The sequence below is a fragment of the Streptomyces sp. PSU-S4-23 genome (assembly GCF_055632315.1).
The window spans coordinates 5,860,516-5,875,394 of sequence record NZ_JBVMUU010000002.1 but is presented as its reverse complement, the minus strand read 5'-3'; the positions used below and the strand labels follow the sequence as shown (position 1 = coordinate 5,875,394).

The window sequence follows — 14,879 nt, the reverse complement described above, 5'->3', positions numbered from 1 at the left end:
GCCTCTCCCCGGCGTCGGCTGCGGCGTCGGCCGCGGCGGGGGAAGCCGTACCGGACGCCGTGGCGCGTTCCCGCCCACGAGCGTTCCCGGGCGTCTGCTCACGCGCCTGCTCCCGGTACCTCGGGCACCGGGGGTCCCGGCAGGGTCCTGGGCGCCATACGGGGACGAAGGCGCCCAGCGTCTTGTGGCGCCGCACGACCGTGCCGACGGGCCTCCCGCACGACGGGCAGAGATGCTCCTTGCCGCCCATGCCCTCAGGGTAGGGCGGTGCGGGGTCCGGCGCGCCCCGGGCGGCGGGGTCAGCGCGGCTCGCGCCACATCGGCCACATCCTGGGGCCGTCCGGGAGGTCGAGGGTGCGGCCCGTGGAGGCGAAGCCGAGGCGTTCGTAGAGCCTGACGCTGCGGGCGCTGCTCGCGTCCAGGTAGGCGGGCAGGCGCTCGCGGTCGCAGCGGTCGAGGACGTGCCGGATGAGCGTGGTGCCCAGACCGCCGCCCTGGTGGCGCGGTGCCACGCCGATCATCCAGAGGTATTCGTGGGCGCGGTCCACGGGGTGGGACTCCGCGAGCAGCCGGACGATCCGCTCCACGCGTTCGTTCGCCGGGTCGACCTCCTCGCGCAGCCGCACCGCCTCCTCGTCCCCGTCCTCCTCCGGGGACTGCCCGGCGGCGGGCACGGACAGCCACAGCGCGCAGGCCGTGCCGTCCCGCGTCACGTCGATGCGTCCCTCGGCGAGCACGGTGTCGGTGAACGCGGCCATCAGCCGGTGGTGAGTCGTGCGCCGGTGCTCCTCGCCCGGAAAGATCCAGCTGCTGACCGGGTCGTCCTGGAACGCCTCGTCCAGCAGCCGCACGACCAGCTCGCGGTCGCCCTCGTCCGCCGCCCGGATCGCCACGCCCATCCGCCTGCCCCTTCGCGTCAACCGATGTGCCGGGTAAGCCGGTTGCAGCCTAACCGGAACGCGCCCTGCCGGGGACGGTACGGGTGCGGAAGGGGCGGGACCCGCACATGGTGGGGATGTGCGGGGCCCGCCCGGCCGGAGCCGCCGGGCCCGTGCGGGGTCAGGAGCCGCGCGGGCCCGGGGCTCCGGGGTCTGTCGCCCGGTCAGGTGCTGCGCCGGGTCACGAACTGGGCCAGGGCCAGCAGACCGCCCGCCGCCTCGGGGTCGGAGACCGCACGGAACAGCTCCCGCATCGCCCGGCCGATCCGGCCGTCTGCCTGGGACTGCGCCCAGGCCCGGCCGCCCGCCCGCTCCACGGCGAGGACCGTGCGCTCCAGGTCCCCTTCGTCGTACGGACTCCGGTACAGCTCGGCCAGGTCGGCGGCCGCCGGAGTGCCGGCGGCGAGCGCGGCGACCACGGGCAGCGACTTCTTGCGGGCCATGAGGTCCGCCCCGGCCGGCTTGCCGGTGCGGCGCGGGTCGCCCCAGATCCCGATCACATCGTCGATGAGCTGGAAGGCGAGCCCCAGCTCGCGGCCGAACGCGTCCAGTGCCTCGACGTCCGCCTCGTCCGCTCCCGCGTACAGCGCGCCGAGGGCGCAGGCGCAGCCGAGCAGTGCGCCGGTCTTCGCCTCGGCCATGGCGAGCACCTCGTCCAGGGTGACCTCGTGCGGGCCGCGCCGCTCCATGGCCGTGTCCGCGTGCTGCCCGGCGCACAGTTCGACCACACAGCCCGCGAGCCGGGCGGCGGCCGCACCCGACGCCGGGTGCGGGTCCTCGGCGAGCAGCCGCTGGGCCAGGGCCTGCAGCGCGTCCCCCGCGAGGATCGCGTCGGTGTCGCCGAACACGGTCCAGGCGGTGGGCCGGTGTCTGCGGGTGGTGTCCCGGTCCATCACGTCGTCGTGCAGCAGGGTGAAGTTGTGGACGAGTTCGACGGCCACGGCGGCCCGTACGGCGGCGGCCCCCCGTCCGCCGAGCGCTCGGGCCGCGGTCAGGACGAGCGCGGGGCGTATCGCCTTGCCCGCGTTGCCGACGGCCGGTGTGCCGTCCGCGTGCTCCCAGCCGAAGTGGTACCGCGCGATCCGGCGCATCGAGCCGGGCAGCGAGTCGACGGCCCGGCGCAACTCCGGGTCGACCGCGGCACGGGTGCGCTCCAGGATCGCCGCGGCCTCGTGCCCGTCGAGCGGTGCCGCACGACCGGGGACCCGGCCCCGGCGTCTGCCTGGGACTGCCGGTCTGGGCCCCTCCAGGATCGGGCCCTGCTTCGGTTCTGCCGTGAACTCACCCATGGGACCGCCTCGAAGAGTCTGCGGACGAAGAGTCTGCGGACGGTGACGCTTCCGCTGCCGTTGGGCGCGTACCCCCAAGGTGTACCCGCGCCGGCGGGCGGGAACACGGCGTGCCGCTGTGCGGGGTCACCTCCAGCGGCCGATCTCGACGTTCTCCAGGACCCCCAGCGCGTCGGGCACCAGGACGGCGGCCGAGTAGTAGGCCGTCACCAGGTAGCTGATGACGGCCTGCTCGTTGATGCCCATGAAGCGCACGGACAGGCTCGGCTCGATCTCGTCCGGGATGCCGGACTGCCTGAGTCCGACGACACCCTGGTCCTCCTCTCCGGTCCGCATGGCGATGATCGAGCTCGTACGGGCCTCGCTGACCGGGATCTTGTTGCAGGGGAAGATGGGGACTCCGCGCCAGGTGGGGATGCGGTTGCCCCCGATGTCGACGGTCTCCGGGACGAGTCCGCGCCTGTTGAGCTCACGGCCGAAGGCGGCGATCGCGCGGGGATGCGCGAGGAACAGCTTGGTGCCGCGCCGCCTGCTGAGCAGTTCGTCCATGTCGTCCGGGCCCGGTACGCCGTCGTGCGGCTGGAGCCGCTGGTCGTACTCGCAGTTGTGGAGCAGTCCGAACTCGGGGTGGTTGACGAGCTCGTGCTCCTGACGTTCCTTCAGTGCCTCCGTCGTGAGCCTGAGCTGGTGCTCGGTCTGGTTCATCGGCTGGTTGTAGAGGTCGGCCACGCGTGTGTGGATGCGCAGGACGGTCTGGGCGATGCTCAGTTCGTACTCGCGGGGCGCGGCCTCGTAGTCGACGAAGGTGTGCGGGACGTCCGGCTCGCCGGTGTGGCCCGCGGCCAGCTCGATCGCCTTCTCGCCGTATCGGTTGGCCGGCTGTGCCGGGACGGAGCGCCGGCTGTGGAGGTGTTCGCCCAGGGACCCGGCCCGTGCCGCGACCTGGTCGACTTCCCGGCGGGGAAGGGTGAGCACCGTACAGGCGGTGACCGCGCGCGCCGTGTACTCCCAGATGGCGTCCGGGTCGAGCAGGGCCCGGTCGCCGAAGTAGGCGCCGTCGGCCAGGACGCCGAGCACCGCGTCGTCCCCGTAGGGGCCCGTGCCGATCTTCTCGACCTTGCCGTGCGCGAGCAGGAACACCTCGTCGGCCCGGCTGCCGAACTCGGCGAGCACGTCCCCGGGCGCGAACCTGCGCTGCTGGCACCGCCGGGCGAGCTCCTCCAGCACCTCGTGGTCGTCGTAGGCGCGCAGGGCGGGCAGCTCGGCCAGCTCCGCCGGGACGACCGCGACCTGGTCGCCGGTCTTCACGAAGGTGACCCGGCCGTCGCCCACCGTGTAGGTCAGGCGGCGGTTCACGCGGTACGTACCGCCCTGCACGTCCACCCACGGCAGCATGCGCAGCAGCCAGCGCGAGCTGATCTCCTGCATCTGGGGCGCGGACTTGGTGGTGGTGGCCAGCTTCCGCGCGGCCGCGGTGCCGAGGCTCTGCTGCGGCCTGTTGTCCTCCGCGCGGACGTCTTCGCCTACCGACATCGGCATTCCCCTCCCGATCATGCGTTGACCTGCACGGAAAAGCCTTCCATCACAGAACGTGCCGGTGCCATTACCCAAAAGAGCGGGAATGGATCAAGGCCGGTCCGGGCAGACTGGGGCGCTCGCCGAGCGGCCGGACCGGAGCGGATCACCACCGTCCTGCCGCCGCACCGATCGTCGGACCATCGCCCCTCGGCCGGATCCGCTCGCACACCGTGCGAACGGGGGTTCGGGCGAACCGGACGCCGGTGCAAACCGTCGGGGAGGCGGCCGTGGCCCGGGCCGGCGGCTGACGGCCGAGTGGGCCGGGTCCGGGACCGCCTGAAGTGACCCGCCGCCGGCGTGCGCGCCGCCGCGGTGTCCGACAATGAGGGCGTGACCCGTCCCGATGTGCCGCGCCCCGAAGCGTTCGACCCGGCCGCGCTGGCGCCGCGCCTGCCGTCGCCGTTGCGGGCCGTCGAGGACGGGCGCTTCGCGCGGCACGGTGTACGGCTGCTGCTCAAGCGCGACGACCTGATCCATCCGGACCTGGTCGGCAACAAGTGGCGCAAGCTCGTCCCGAACCTGCGCGCCGCGGCCGGCCGCCCGCTGCTCACCTTCGGCGGCGCGTACTCCAACCATCTGCGGGCGACGGCCGCGGCGGGCCGGCTCCTGGGCCTGGACACCATCGGCGTGGTCCGCGGCCAGGAACTGGCCGGCCGCCCGCTCAACCCGTCCCTGGCCCGGTGCGCCGCCGACGGGATGCGGCTGCACTTCGTCGACAGGTCGACGTACCGCCGCAGGTCGGATCCGGCGACCGTGGCCGCCGTCCGGCGCGCGGCCGACGCCGAGGAGGCGTATGTGGTGCCGGAGGGCGGCAGCAACGCCGACGCCGTACGCGGCTGCCGCGCGCTCGGTGAGGAACTGCGCGGCCGGGCGGACGTGGTCGCCGTGGCCTGCGGCACCGGGGGCACGCTGGCGGGCCTGGCGGCGGGCCTGGCCCCGGACCAGCGGGCCCTGGGCATCCCGGTCCTCAAGGGCGACTTCCTGGCCCGCGACACGGCCGCCCTGCAGGCCCGGGCCTTCGGCGGCCGCCGGGGCGAGTGGAGCCTGGACACCCGCTTCCACTTCGGCGGCTACGCCCGTACGACGCCCGAGCTCGACGCCTTCGCGTCCGACTTCGAGTCCCGCCACGGCCTGCCGGTGGAACGTCTCTATGTCGCCAAGCTGCTGTACGGACTTGTCGCCCTGACCGAGGAGGGGGCGTTCCCTCCGGGAACGGCAGTGGCCGCCGTGGTCACCGGGAGGCCGTTCCCCTGACGGCCGCCCCGCTCGGCCTCACGCAGTCTCCCGGTAGGCCGCCGCCTCCTCCAGGTCCAGCCGTCTCAGCAGCGTGCGGAGCATCTCGTCGTCGATGTACCGGTGGTCGCGCAGTCTCACGAACACCTCCCGTTCGGCGCCGATCATCTCGCGGGACAACCGGCGGTAGGTGTCGTCGGCCGTCTCGCCGGTCACCGGGTTCACCGCGCCCAGGCGTTCCCAGACCGCGTTGCGGCGGCGTTCGAGGACCGTGCGCAGACGGTCCGCCAGCGGGGGCGGCAGTGTGTTGCGCTCGTCGTCGAGGAGCTCGTCGAGGCGGCGCTCGGCGGCCCGGGACGCCTGTGCCTGGGCGTTCGCCTCCGCGAGGGTCTCGGCCTGGGCGTCACGCCCCGGCAGGCGCAGCAGCCGGATCAGCGGGGGCAGGCTCAGTCCCTGCACGACCAGCGTGCCGATCACCGTGGTGAAGGTCAGGAAGAGGATCAGGTTGCGGTGCGGGAAGGCACCGCCGCCGTGCACGGTCCGCGGGATCGAGAAGGCGATCGCGAGCGAGACCACACCCCGCATGCCCGCCCAGCCGATGACGAACGGCCCCTTCCAGGTGGCTTCCTCCCGCTCCCGGATGCGTGCCGACAGCAGGCGCGGCAGGAAGGCCGCCGGGTACACCCAGACGAACCGCGACGCGACGACCACGAGGAACACGGCCATCGCGTACCAGGCCGCGCGTGGGCCCTCGTACTCCCCCAGCCCCTTCAGGACGACCGGCAGCTGCAGCCCGATGAGGGCGAACACCGCGGACTCCAGCAGGAACGCCACCATCTTCCACACCGCCTCCTCCTGGAGCCGGGTCGCGAAGTCCACCTGCCAGTTGTGGTGGCCGAGGTAGAGGGCGACGACGACCACGGCGAGCACCCCGGTGGCGTGCGCCCACTCCGCGATCCCGTACGCGGCGAACGGGATCAGCAGGGAGAGGGTGTTCTGCAGCAGCGCCTCCTTCAGATGGGTGCGCAACCAGTGGATCGGCACCATCAGCAGCAGGCCCACGACCACCCCGCCGACCGCCGCGAGCAGGAACTCCCGCACCCCGCCCACCCAGGTCGCGCCCTCACCGACCGCCGCCGCCAGCGCGACCTTGTAGGCGGTGATCGCGGTCGCGTCGTTCACCAGCGACTCCCCCTGAAGGATCGTGGTGATCCGCGACGGCAGCCCCACCCGCCGGGCGACCGCCGTCGCCGCGACGGCGTCCGGCGGCGCGACCACCGCGCCCAGCACCAGCGCCGCGGTCAGCGGCAGCCCCGGCACGAGCAGGTAGACCGCCCACCCCACGGCCAGCGTCGCGAACAGCACGTACCCGACGGACAGCAGGGCCACGGGGCGCAGCTGCGCCCGCAGGTCGAGGTACGAGCTGTCGGTGGCCGCCGTGTACAGCAGCGGGGGCAGTACCAGCGGCAGGACGACCTCGGGGTCCAGGGCGTACTCGGGCACCCCGGGCAGGTACGAGACCGCGAGTCCCGCCGCGACGAGCAGCAGCGGCGCGGGCACGGGGGTGCGCCGCGCGGCACCGGCGACCGCGGCGCTGCCCGCGACCAGCAACAACAGTGGCAGTATGGTCATCCTCTTCCGCCCGCCCCTCGTCCTCGCGCAGCTTCCCGCGGACCCGTCGTAACCTGGCAATCATGAAACAGTGCACGCACGTCGAGGTGCTCCCGCACCCGGAGCCCGAGCCCCGGAGCGAGACGTGCCTGGAGTGCCTCGCCGTCGGCGCGCACCCGGTGCAGCTGCGGCTGTGCCTGGAGTGCGGGCACGTGGGCTGCTGCGACTCCTCGCCCCTGCGCCATGCGACGGCGCACCACAAGGAGAGCGGCCACCCGGTGATGCGTACTTTCGAGCCGGGGGAGAACTGGCGCTGGTGCTTCGTCGACCATGTACTCGTGTGACCCTGGACCCGTACGCGTGTGACCCTGGATCCGCACGGTTCGACGGTCCGGGGCCTGGGTACGTCAAAGCGGCGCGCGCTCTTCCCAATTGGGCCCGCAGACCTCTAGCCACTGTGCGTATCCATAGGTTTACTATGAGTGACAGCAAGGGGCGGGGTCCCGGGGACAGGACACGAGGGAGCGCGATAGCGTCACCGCTGAACCACGTAGGGCGTTACCCCGGGGGCGACCCCCGGCCCCGAACGAGCTTGTACCACCTTGGAGGTGAGGGTGTCCCAGATCGCAGGCGAGCCCGCGACCCAGGACTTCGTGGAAGTCCGGCTGCCGGCAGCGGGTGCCTACCTGTCGGTGCTGCGTACGGCCACGGCCGGTCTCGCGGCCCGTTTGGACTTCACCCTCGACGAGATCGAGGACCTGCGTATCGCGGTGGACGAGGCGTGCGCGATCCTGCTGCAGCAGGCCGTGCCCGGCTCGGTGCTCAGCTGCGTCTTCCGGCTCATCGACGACTCGCTGGAGGTCACGGTCGCGGCGCCGACCACGGACGGTCACGCCCCTTCCCGGGACACCTTCGCCTGGACCGTCCTGTCGGCCCTGGCCGGCAAGGTCTCCTCCGCGGTCGCCGACGACAAGACCGTGTCCATCAGTCTCTACAAACAGCGCGGCGCGGGACCCGGGCCGGCGTGACGAACGGGGACGGGCCGGTGCGGGACGAAGAGCGCGGCACACGGGAACTTTCCGGCGGGAACGCCGTCGGACCGGGCGGGTCGCGGCGCATGGCCGACGGCATGGACGGCATCCCCGAGCAGGCCCGTCCGCATCCGGAGGACGACGCTTCGGCGATCGTGGCGTCCGCGCAGGCGGGACCGCCCGGCACGGACGAGACGGTCTGCGTCCGGGACGGGGGACGAGGGAATGCGGACGGTGCCTCGCGGAGCACGTCCTCCGGAGGAAGTGGGGCCTCCCCCGCTCGAGCGGAGCCGAGCGAGCGGGGAAGGGTGACGGGCGGGACGATGAGCGAGCACGAGCGAAACGCTGAGCAGAGTGTGCCGGCCGGCGCACAGCACGACCCACAGGACCGCAGCGGGGCGCGGTCCATGTTCGTCGAGCTGCGCAAGCTGAGGGAGGGCAGCCCGGAGTACGCGGAGCTGCGCAACCAGCTGGTCCGTATGCACCTGCCGCTCGTCGAGCACCTCGCGCGCCGCTTCCGCAACCGGGGTGAGCCGCTGGACGATCTGACGCAGGTCGCCACCATCGGGCTGATCAAGTCGGTCGACCGCTTCGACCCCGATCGCGGTGTCGAGTTCTCCACGTACGCGACTCCGACGGTCGTCGGCGAGATCAAGCGCCACTTCCGCGACAAGGGCTGGGCCGTACGGGTGCCGCGGCGGCTGCAGGAACTGCGCCTGGCCCTGACGACGGCCACGGCCGAGCTGTCCCAGCAGCACGGCCGCTCCCCGACGGTCCACGAGCTGGCCCAGAAACTGGCGATCTCGGAGGAGGAGGTCCTGGAGGGCCTGGAGTCCGCCAACGCGTACTCGACGCTGTCCCTGGACGTCCCCGACACGGACGACGAGTCCCCGGCCGTCGCCGACACGCTCGGCGCCGAGGACGAGGCGCTGGAGGGCGTGGAGTACCGGGAGTCGCTCAAGCCGCTGCTGGAGGACCTCCCCCCGCGGGAGAAGCGGATTCTGCTCCTGCGCTTCTTCGGCAACATGACCCAGTCCCAGATCGCGCAGGAGGTCGGCATCTCACAGATGCACGTGTCGCGTCTGCTGGCCCGGACGCTGGCGCAGTTGCGGGAGAAGCTGCTGGTCGAGGAGTAGGAGCGGCAACGGGCGGCCGGGATGCCGGTCGCCCCGGCCGGACGCCCCGCCGGCGTGCGGCACGCCTACTTCTGGTCCTGTACGCCCCCGGGGCCCCGGATGCCGAGCGCCCGCGTCGTCGCCGGATTCACCAGGAGCACCAGGGCCGCCACCGCGACGACCGCCAGCGCGATGCCGCCCGGGATCGCCAGGCTGTCGGCCTGCAGCAGGTTGTAGGCCACCGGCAGGGCCAGAATCTGGGTGATCACGGCGGGCCCCCGGCTCCAGCCGCGCCTCCGCAGCAGGCCGCGCGCGGCCAGCAGGGGCAGCAGCGCGAGCACGATCAGGGTGATGCCGCCGGTGACGGCCTGGCCGCGGTCGTCCGGGGATCCCGTGAGGCCCAGGGCGCACATCCAGACGCCGCCCACGACCAGGGCGAGCCCCTCCAGGCCGGCCAGCGCCGCCGCGGCGGTCAGCCGCGCGGGACGGGGCTCGGCGTCGGAGGTCTCGGGGAGGGGGTTCTGCTCAGCGCTCACCCCTGAAGGGTAGCCCCCGCCCCGGCGGCCGCCGCGGACCCCGGCACCGTCCCCGCGGCCGACACCGCCGTCCGATCTCTTACCCGATCCCTACCTCGGTCTGGGTCAGGTACCCCTCAGTAGGTACGCTGCACCCCATGCGTGGACTTCTCGTGGTCAATCCGGCGGCAACCACCACAAGCGCACGTACCCGTGACGTCTTGACCCACGCGCTGGCGAGCGAGATGAAGCTAGATGCGGTGACCACGGAGTACCGCGGACACGCCCGGGACCTCGGCCGCCAGGCCGCGGACAGCGAGGACATCGACCTGGTCGTGGCCCTCGGCGGCGACGGTACGGTCAACGAGGTCGTGAACGGCCTGCTGCACCGCGGCCCCGACCCCGACCGGCTGCCCCGCCTCGCCGTCGTCCCCGGCGGCTCCACCAACGTCTTCGCGCGCGCCCTCGGCCTGCCCAACGACGCCGTGGAGGCCACCGGCGTGATCCTCGACGCCCTGCGCGAGAACCGCGAGCGCACGGTCGGCCTCGGTCTCGCCGCCGGCACCCCGGGCACGGAGGACGAGGCGGTGCCCTCCCGCTGGTTCACCTTCACCGCCGGGCTCGGCTTCGACGCGGGGGTCGTGGGCCGGGTGGAGCAGCAGCGGGAGCAGGGCAAGCGCTCGACCCATGCGCTGTATCTGCGCCAGGTGGTACGCCAGTTCCTGGACGAACCTCACCGCAGACACGGCACGATCACCCTGGACCGGCCCGGCGAGGAGCCGATCACCGGTCTCGTGCTGTCCATAATCTGCAACACGGCCCCATGGACGTTCCTCGGGAACCGTCCGGTGTACGCGTCGCCCACGGCCTCGTTCGACACCGGACTGGACGTCATGGCGCTGAGCCGTATGTCGACGGCCTCGATCGCCCGGTATGCCACACAGTTGCTCACTTCGTCCCCCGAGCGCGGCCCCCACGGCAAGCATGTGGTCTCACTCCATGACCTGGCCGGGTTCACCTTGCATTCGAAGGTGCGACTGCCCCTGCAGATGGACGGCGACCACCTCGGACTGCGCACAAGCGTGACGTTCACAGGCGTACGCCGTGCACTGCGTGTGATTGTGTGAGTGGAAGGCGCCAAAGTCCTTTCAGTCGAACGTTTAGGCCAGGATCCACCCCTTGGAAGTACGGCTGTGACCTAGTCGACACCAAGGAATCAAAAAAAACTTTCTTGAAGGGGTTGTATCCGCCGCTGAGGTTTGCGAGTCTCTACGTGGCGCTCGGGACAGCCCGCACCACTGGCCCCCGCAGAGAGCCCGAACCCCTCCTCAATTCACAGGACCACGTCGGCGAGCCTGACGATCGGCCCTTCACTTGTCGGGGGATTCGTGAAAGCGTTCACATTCACAAGCAATCTGCACGTAATATCAAGGAGAGGTAGCAGCCATGGACTGGCGTCACAACGCCGTTTGCCGCGAGGAAGACCCTGAGCTCTTCTTCCCCATCGGCAACACCGGTCCTGCGCTGCTGCAGATCGAGGAAGCCAAGGCCGTCTGCCGTCGCTGCCCCGTTATCGAGCAGTGCCTGCAGTGGGCGCTCGAGTCCGGCCAGGACTCCGGCGTCTGGGGTGGCCTCAGCGAGGACGAGCGCCGCGCCATGAAGCGCCGCGCCGCTCGCAACCGGGCCCGTCAGGCCTCCGCCTGACACACCCGCCCCGTACGAGCCTGAGCTTGGCGGCGCGTACAGCGAGTACGCATCTCCCGCCCCCGAGCCGCAGCGCGCAGTACCCCCGCCGCGCTGGCAACAGCTGGCAACGAGCTTTAGCCCCGGACCACTTGTGGTCCGGGGCTCATTGCTGTGCGGTGCGCCCGCGCTCCTTCCCACGGGCCCCGGGCCTCACTTGTGGGACTGCACCGGAATGTCCAGGATCACCCGCGTTCCGCCCTCCGCGGCCGGGACCATGTCGAAGGTGCCGCCCAACTCGCCCTCCACCAGGGTCCGCACGATCTGCAGCCCGAGATTGCCCGAGGTGCGCGGGTCGAAGCCCTCGGGCAGGCCCACCCCGTCGTCTTGGACGGTGACCAGGAGCCGGGCCTCCTTGGTGGTGCCGCCGCGGACCGCCGAGACCTCGACCGTCCCGGTGTCCCCCGGGCGGAAGCCGTGTTCGAGGGCGTTCTGCAGGACCTCGGTCAGGACCATGGACAGCGGGGTCGCCACCTCGGCGTCGAGGATGCCGAAGCGGCCGCTGCGCCGGCCGGTGACCTTGCCGGGCGAGATCTCGGCGACCATCGCGAGCACCCGGTCGGCGATCTCGTCGAACTCCACCCGTTCGTCCAGGTTCTGGGACAGCGTCTCATGGACGATGGCGATCGAGCCGACCCGCCGCACCGCCTCTTCGAGCGCCTCCCGTCCCCGCTCGGACCCGATGCGCCGGGCCTGCAGCCTGAGCAGGGCGGCGACCGTCTGGAGGTTGTTCTTCACCCGGTGGTGGATCTCCCGGATGGTCGCGTCCTTGGTCATCAACTCACGCTCGCGGCGCCGCAGTTCGGTGACGTCCCGGAGCAGGACGAGCGAACCGATGCGCGTGCCCTTGGGCTTGAGCGGGATCGCGCGGAACTGGATCACCCCGTCCTCGGCCTCGATCTCGAACTCACGCGGGGCCCAGCCGCTGGCGACCTTGGCGAGCGCCTCGTCGACCGGCCCCCGGGACGGCGCCAGTTCCGCGGTGGTCCTGCCCAGGTGCTGACCGACGAGGTCTGCGGCGAGGCCCAGGCGGTGGTAGGCCGACAGCGCGTTCGGCGAGGCGTACTGGACGATGCCGTCCGCGTCCAGCCGGATCAGCCCGTCGCCGACGCGCGGCAGGGCGTCCATGTCGACCTGCTGGTCGGGGAAGGGGAAGGCGCCCGCCGCGATCATCTGGGCGAGGTCGGAGGCGCTCTGGAGGTAGGTCAGCTCCAGGCGGCTCGGGGTCCGCACGGTCAGCAGGTTGGTGTTGCGCGCGATGACGCCGAGCACGCGCCCCTCGCGCCGCACGGGGATGGACTCGACCCGGACGGGGACCTCCTCGCGCCACTCGGGGTCTCCCTCCCGCACGATCCGGCCCTCGTCCAGGGCCACGTCCAGCATCGGGCGGCGGCCGCGCGGGACGAGGTGGCCGACCATGTCGTCCTGGTACGAGGTGGGGCCGGTGTTGGGGCGCATCTGGGCCACCGACACATACCGCGTGCCGTCGCGCGTGGGCACCCACAGGACCAGGTCGGCGAAGGAGAGGTCGGAGAGCAGCTGCCACTCCGACACCAGCAGGTGCAGCCACTCCAGGTCGGAGTCGCTGAGGGCGGTGTGCTGGTGGACCAGTTCGTTCATGGAGGGCACGTCTGCGAGGGTACCCGGGCGTTCGGACAACGCTCGAAAACAGCCGGAACGGGGCCGTCGCCCGGGACCTCGGGCGGCTTCGCCCGGCACCCCGCACCGGGCCCGGAAACACCCGCGGGCCGCGGCGCCTGGGAGGGACCCTCAACCCTCCCGGCACCGCAGCCCGGAGCAGCAACGGCCGTGGGGTGTGCGGTCCCGGTCGGCCGAAGGTCGAGGAGCCGGGGCAGTCAGGGCAGAGAGCACCGGTTCCTCGGTCCGCCCTCCTGTGCGGGGAAGGCGGAGGCTCGTATGTCGCGTCCTCCTCGTCGTCGCGAGACGGACGCCTTGCTTGATGTACCTGTCTGTCGAGCTGTCGAGCGTGATGGACTAGACCACACCTCGTGGACCATGTTCCAGCGTCCGGCCGCATGTGTCCATGTGTCGGCGGATGTTTGTTGTCCGCTCTTCACCGGATGCCACGGACGGCCCGCCCGCAGAAGCGTAGCCCGCTTCGGCTCCGGCGCGTGGCCAGAATGCCATCGCGATGCCCGCGAGTGCCTCCAGTTCCTCCCGGCTCGCGCCGTCGCGCGCCTGCTGGGACATCCCCTGGAGGACCGCGCCGACGCACCGGGCGAGCGCGCCGGCGTCGGCGTCCCCGGACAGCTCTCCCGCAGCGATGCCGGCCCTGATACGGCCCTCGAAGGCCGCGATGGTGGCGTTGCGCCGGGCGCGCAGGGACTCCTCGACTTCGGGGGTCGCGCAGTTGGTCGCGGCGTGGAGGACGAGGCAGCCGTGCGGATGACCGGGGGCGGTGTAGACGTCGGCCGCCTCGCGCAGTATGCGTTCGACCGCGCCGCGCGCCGTGGGCTCCTCGGCGAGGGCACGGTCGCTGAAGGAGCCGTACCGGTCGCCGTAGACGCGGACGGCCTCCTCGAACAGCGACCGCTTGTCGCCGAAGGCCGCGTACAGGCTGGGGGCGCCGATACCCATCGCATGGGTGAGGTCGGAGACGGACGTGGCCTCGTAGCCGTGCTCCCAGAACGCGAGGACGGCCTTCTCCAGCGCGGTCGCACGGTCGAAGGATCGGGGCCGGCCCCGTGGCCGGGCCTCCTTCCCCTGGCGGTTCACCATGGGGTGGATTTTATAGCGGCTGCTAGAGAAAACGCCCTCTCCTGCACTACGCTCTTTTTCTGTATCGATCGATAGAGAATTCCGGAGGGGGACATCGTCATGGGTGCGCTCACGGGCAGGACGACGCGACCGGGCGGACGCGAGCAGGCGGACACGACGGGCGGTTCGCCCACCTGCCCGGTACTCCACAGGGAGGGCCGCCTCTGCTAGATTGGTCTATACCACATGTTCTCGTTCGGTTCCCAGGCGAGCCCCTCTTCAGATCGGCAGGCCCAGCGTGGAAGTTGTCATCGTTCCGGACGCCACGGCGGGTGGCGAGCTCATAGCCGAGGCCATGGCGCACCTGCTCCGGCGCACGCCCGACGCCCTGCTCGGGGTGGCCACCGGCTCGACCCCGCTGCCCGTGTACGAGGCGCTGGCGGCCAAGGCGCGCTCCGGTGCCGTGGACACCTCGCGGGCACGGATCGCTCAGCTCGACGAATACGTGGGGCTGCCGGCCGACCATCCGGAGTCGTACCGCTCGGTGCTCAGGCGCCAGGTGCTGGAGCCGCTCGGCATCGGCATGGACGCGTTCATGGGCCCCGACGGCACCGCGCGGGACGTGCCGGCCGCCTGCGAGGCGTACGACAGGGCGCTGGCCGCGGCCGGCGGCGTGGACCTCCAGCTGCTCGGGATCGGGACCGACGGCCATATCGGGTTCAACGAGCCGTGCTCCTCGCTCGCCTCGCGGACGCGGATCAAGACGCTGACCGAGCAGACCCGGATCGACAATGCGCGCTTCTTCGGCGGCGACGTCGACCAGGTGCCCCACCATGTGATCACGCAGGGCATCGGAACCATCCTGGAGGCCCGGCACCTCGTGCTCCTGGCGACCGGCGAGGGCAAGGCGGACGCGGTCGCCGCGACGGTCGAGGGCCCCGTCGCGGCGGTGTGCCCGGCCTCCGCGCTGCAGCTCCACCCGCACGCCACGGTCGTCGCCGACGAGGCCGCCGCCACCAAGCTGAAGCTCGCCGACTACTTCCGGCACACCTACGCCCACAAGCCCGACTGGCAGGGCATCTAGGGTCCGCCCGGCTCCTCGCGGTCG

The 14,879-nt window shown here is 72.0% G+C and carries 13 protein-coding genes and 1 pseudogene; 7 read left to right on the top strand and 7 right to left on the bottom strand.

What is annotated here, in order from left to right; all coding sequences use genetic code 11:
* Positions 1–299: 299 nt before the first annotated feature.
* From ACZ79I_RS26945 to ACZ79I_RS26935, 3 genes are all read right to left on the bottom strand, one after another.
* Positions 300–899, bottom strand: coding sequence for a GNAT family N-acetyltransferase (locus ACZ79I_RS26945; protein WP_471500221.1), 600 nt, complete (start codon positions 897–899; stop codon positions 300–302).
* Between the two features lie 203 nt (positions 900–1,102).
* Complete coding sequence (locus ACZ79I_RS26940; RefSeq protein ID WP_471500219.1) at positions 1,103–2,227, bottom strand: family 2 encapsulin nanocompartment cargo protein polyprenyl transferase; 1,125 nt, start codon at positions 2,225–2,227, stop codon at positions 1,103–1,105.
* Between the two features lie 126 nt (positions 2,228–2,353).
* Positions 2,354–3,760, bottom strand: a complete 1,407-nt coding sequence (locus tag ACZ79I_RS26935; RefSeq protein WP_471500217.1) for a family 2B encapsulin nanocompartment shell protein — start codon at positions 3,758–3,760, stop codon at positions 2,354–2,356.
* A gap of 375 nt (positions 3,761–4,135) precedes the next feature.
* Here ACZ79I_RS26935 and ACZ79I_RS26930 point away from each other — a divergent pair, with 375 nt between their 5' ends.
* Positions 4,136–5,059: a 1-aminocyclopropane-1-carboxylate deaminase/D-cysteine desulfhydrase gene (locus ACZ79I_RS26930; RefSeq protein WP_471500215.1), complete on the top strand. Its 924-nt coding sequence runs from the start codon at positions 4,136–4,138 to the stop codon at positions 5,057–5,059.
* 18 nt (positions 5,060–5,077) lie between these two features.
* On the opposite strand, the gene ACZ79I_RS26925 is transcribed toward ACZ79I_RS26930, so the two are convergent.
* Entirely contained in the window at positions 5,078–6,670 is a 1,593-nt protein-coding gene (locus ACZ79I_RS26925) for a Na+/H+ antiporter (protein ID WP_471500213.1), read from the bottom strand.
* 62 nt (positions 6,671–6,732) lie between these two features.
* Here ACZ79I_RS26925 and ACZ79I_RS26920 point away from each other — a divergent pair, with 62 nt between their 5' ends.
* The 3 genes from ACZ79I_RS26920 (at position 6,733) to ACZ79I_RS26910 (ending at position 8,816) form a co-directional block, all read left to right on the top strand.
* Positions 6,733–6,993, top strand: coding sequence for a UBP-type zinc finger domain-containing protein (locus tag ACZ79I_RS26920; protein WP_471500211.1), 261 nt, complete (start codon positions 6,733–6,735; stop codon positions 6,991–6,993).
* A 270-nt stretch (positions 6,994–7,263) separates the two neighbouring features.
* Positions 7,264–7,677 (top strand): ATP-binding protein, encoded by a 414-nt coding sequence (locus ACZ79I_RS26915; protein ID WP_055492491.1) that lies wholly within the window; start codon positions 7,264–7,266, stop codon positions 7,675–7,677.
* A 17-nt stretch (positions 7,678–7,694) separates the two neighbouring features.
* Complete coding sequence (locus tag ACZ79I_RS26910; protein ID WP_471505237.1) at positions 7,695–8,816, top strand: RNA polymerase sigma factor SigF; 1,122 nt, start codon at positions 7,695–7,697, stop codon at positions 8,814–8,816.
* A 65-nt stretch (positions 8,817–8,881) separates the two neighbouring features.
* On the opposite strand, the gene ACZ79I_RS26905 is transcribed toward ACZ79I_RS26910, so the two are convergent.
* A complete protein-coding gene (locus ACZ79I_RS26905; RefSeq protein ID WP_471500209.1) occupies positions 8,882–9,331 on the bottom strand; it encodes a hypothetical protein in 450 nt (149 codons plus the stop codon).
* Positions 9,332–9,468: 137 nt separating this feature from the next.
* Here ACZ79I_RS26905 and ACZ79I_RS26900 point away from each other — a divergent pair, with 137 nt between their 5' ends.
* Positions 9,469–10,437 carry a diacylglycerol/lipid kinase family protein gene (locus tag ACZ79I_RS26900; protein ID WP_471500207.1) on the top strand — a complete coding sequence of 323 codons (969 nt, stop codon included), beginning with the start codon at positions 9,469–9,471 and terminating at the stop codon, positions 10,435–10,437.
* A 319-nt stretch (positions 10,438–10,756) separates the two neighbouring features.
* Complete coding sequence (locus ACZ79I_RS26895) at positions 10,757–11,014, top strand: WhiB family transcriptional regulator (RefSeq protein ID WP_003992873.1); 258 nt, start codon at positions 10,757–10,759, stop codon at positions 11,012–11,014.
* A gap of 192 nt (positions 11,015–11,206) precedes the next feature.
* On the opposite strand, the gene ACZ79I_RS26890 is transcribed toward ACZ79I_RS26895, so the two are convergent.
* Both ACZ79I_RS26890 and ACZ79I_RS26885 read right to left on the bottom strand, forming a co-directional pair.
* On the bottom strand, positions 11,207–12,673 hold the full coding sequence (locus ACZ79I_RS26890; RefSeq protein ID WP_471505235.1) for a sensor histidine kinase: 1,467 nt from the start codon (positions 12,671–12,673) through the stop codon (positions 11,207–11,209).
* A 510-nt stretch (positions 12,674–13,183) separates the two neighbouring features.
* A pseudogene (locus ACZ79I_RS26885) lies at positions 13,184–13,792 on the bottom strand (TetR/AcrR family transcriptional regulator); the annotation flags it as partial.
* A gap of 277 nt (positions 13,793–14,069) precedes the next feature.
* Between ACZ79I_RS26885 and nagB the strand changes: the two are divergent.
* Positions 14,070–14,855 carry a glucosamine-6-phosphate deaminase gene (gene nagB, locus ACZ79I_RS26880; protein ID WP_471500205.1) on the top strand — a complete coding sequence of 262 codons (786 nt, stop codon included), beginning with the start codon at positions 14,070–14,072 and terminating at the stop codon, positions 14,853–14,855.
* The last annotated feature ends 24 nt before the right edge of the window (positions 14,856–14,879 follow it).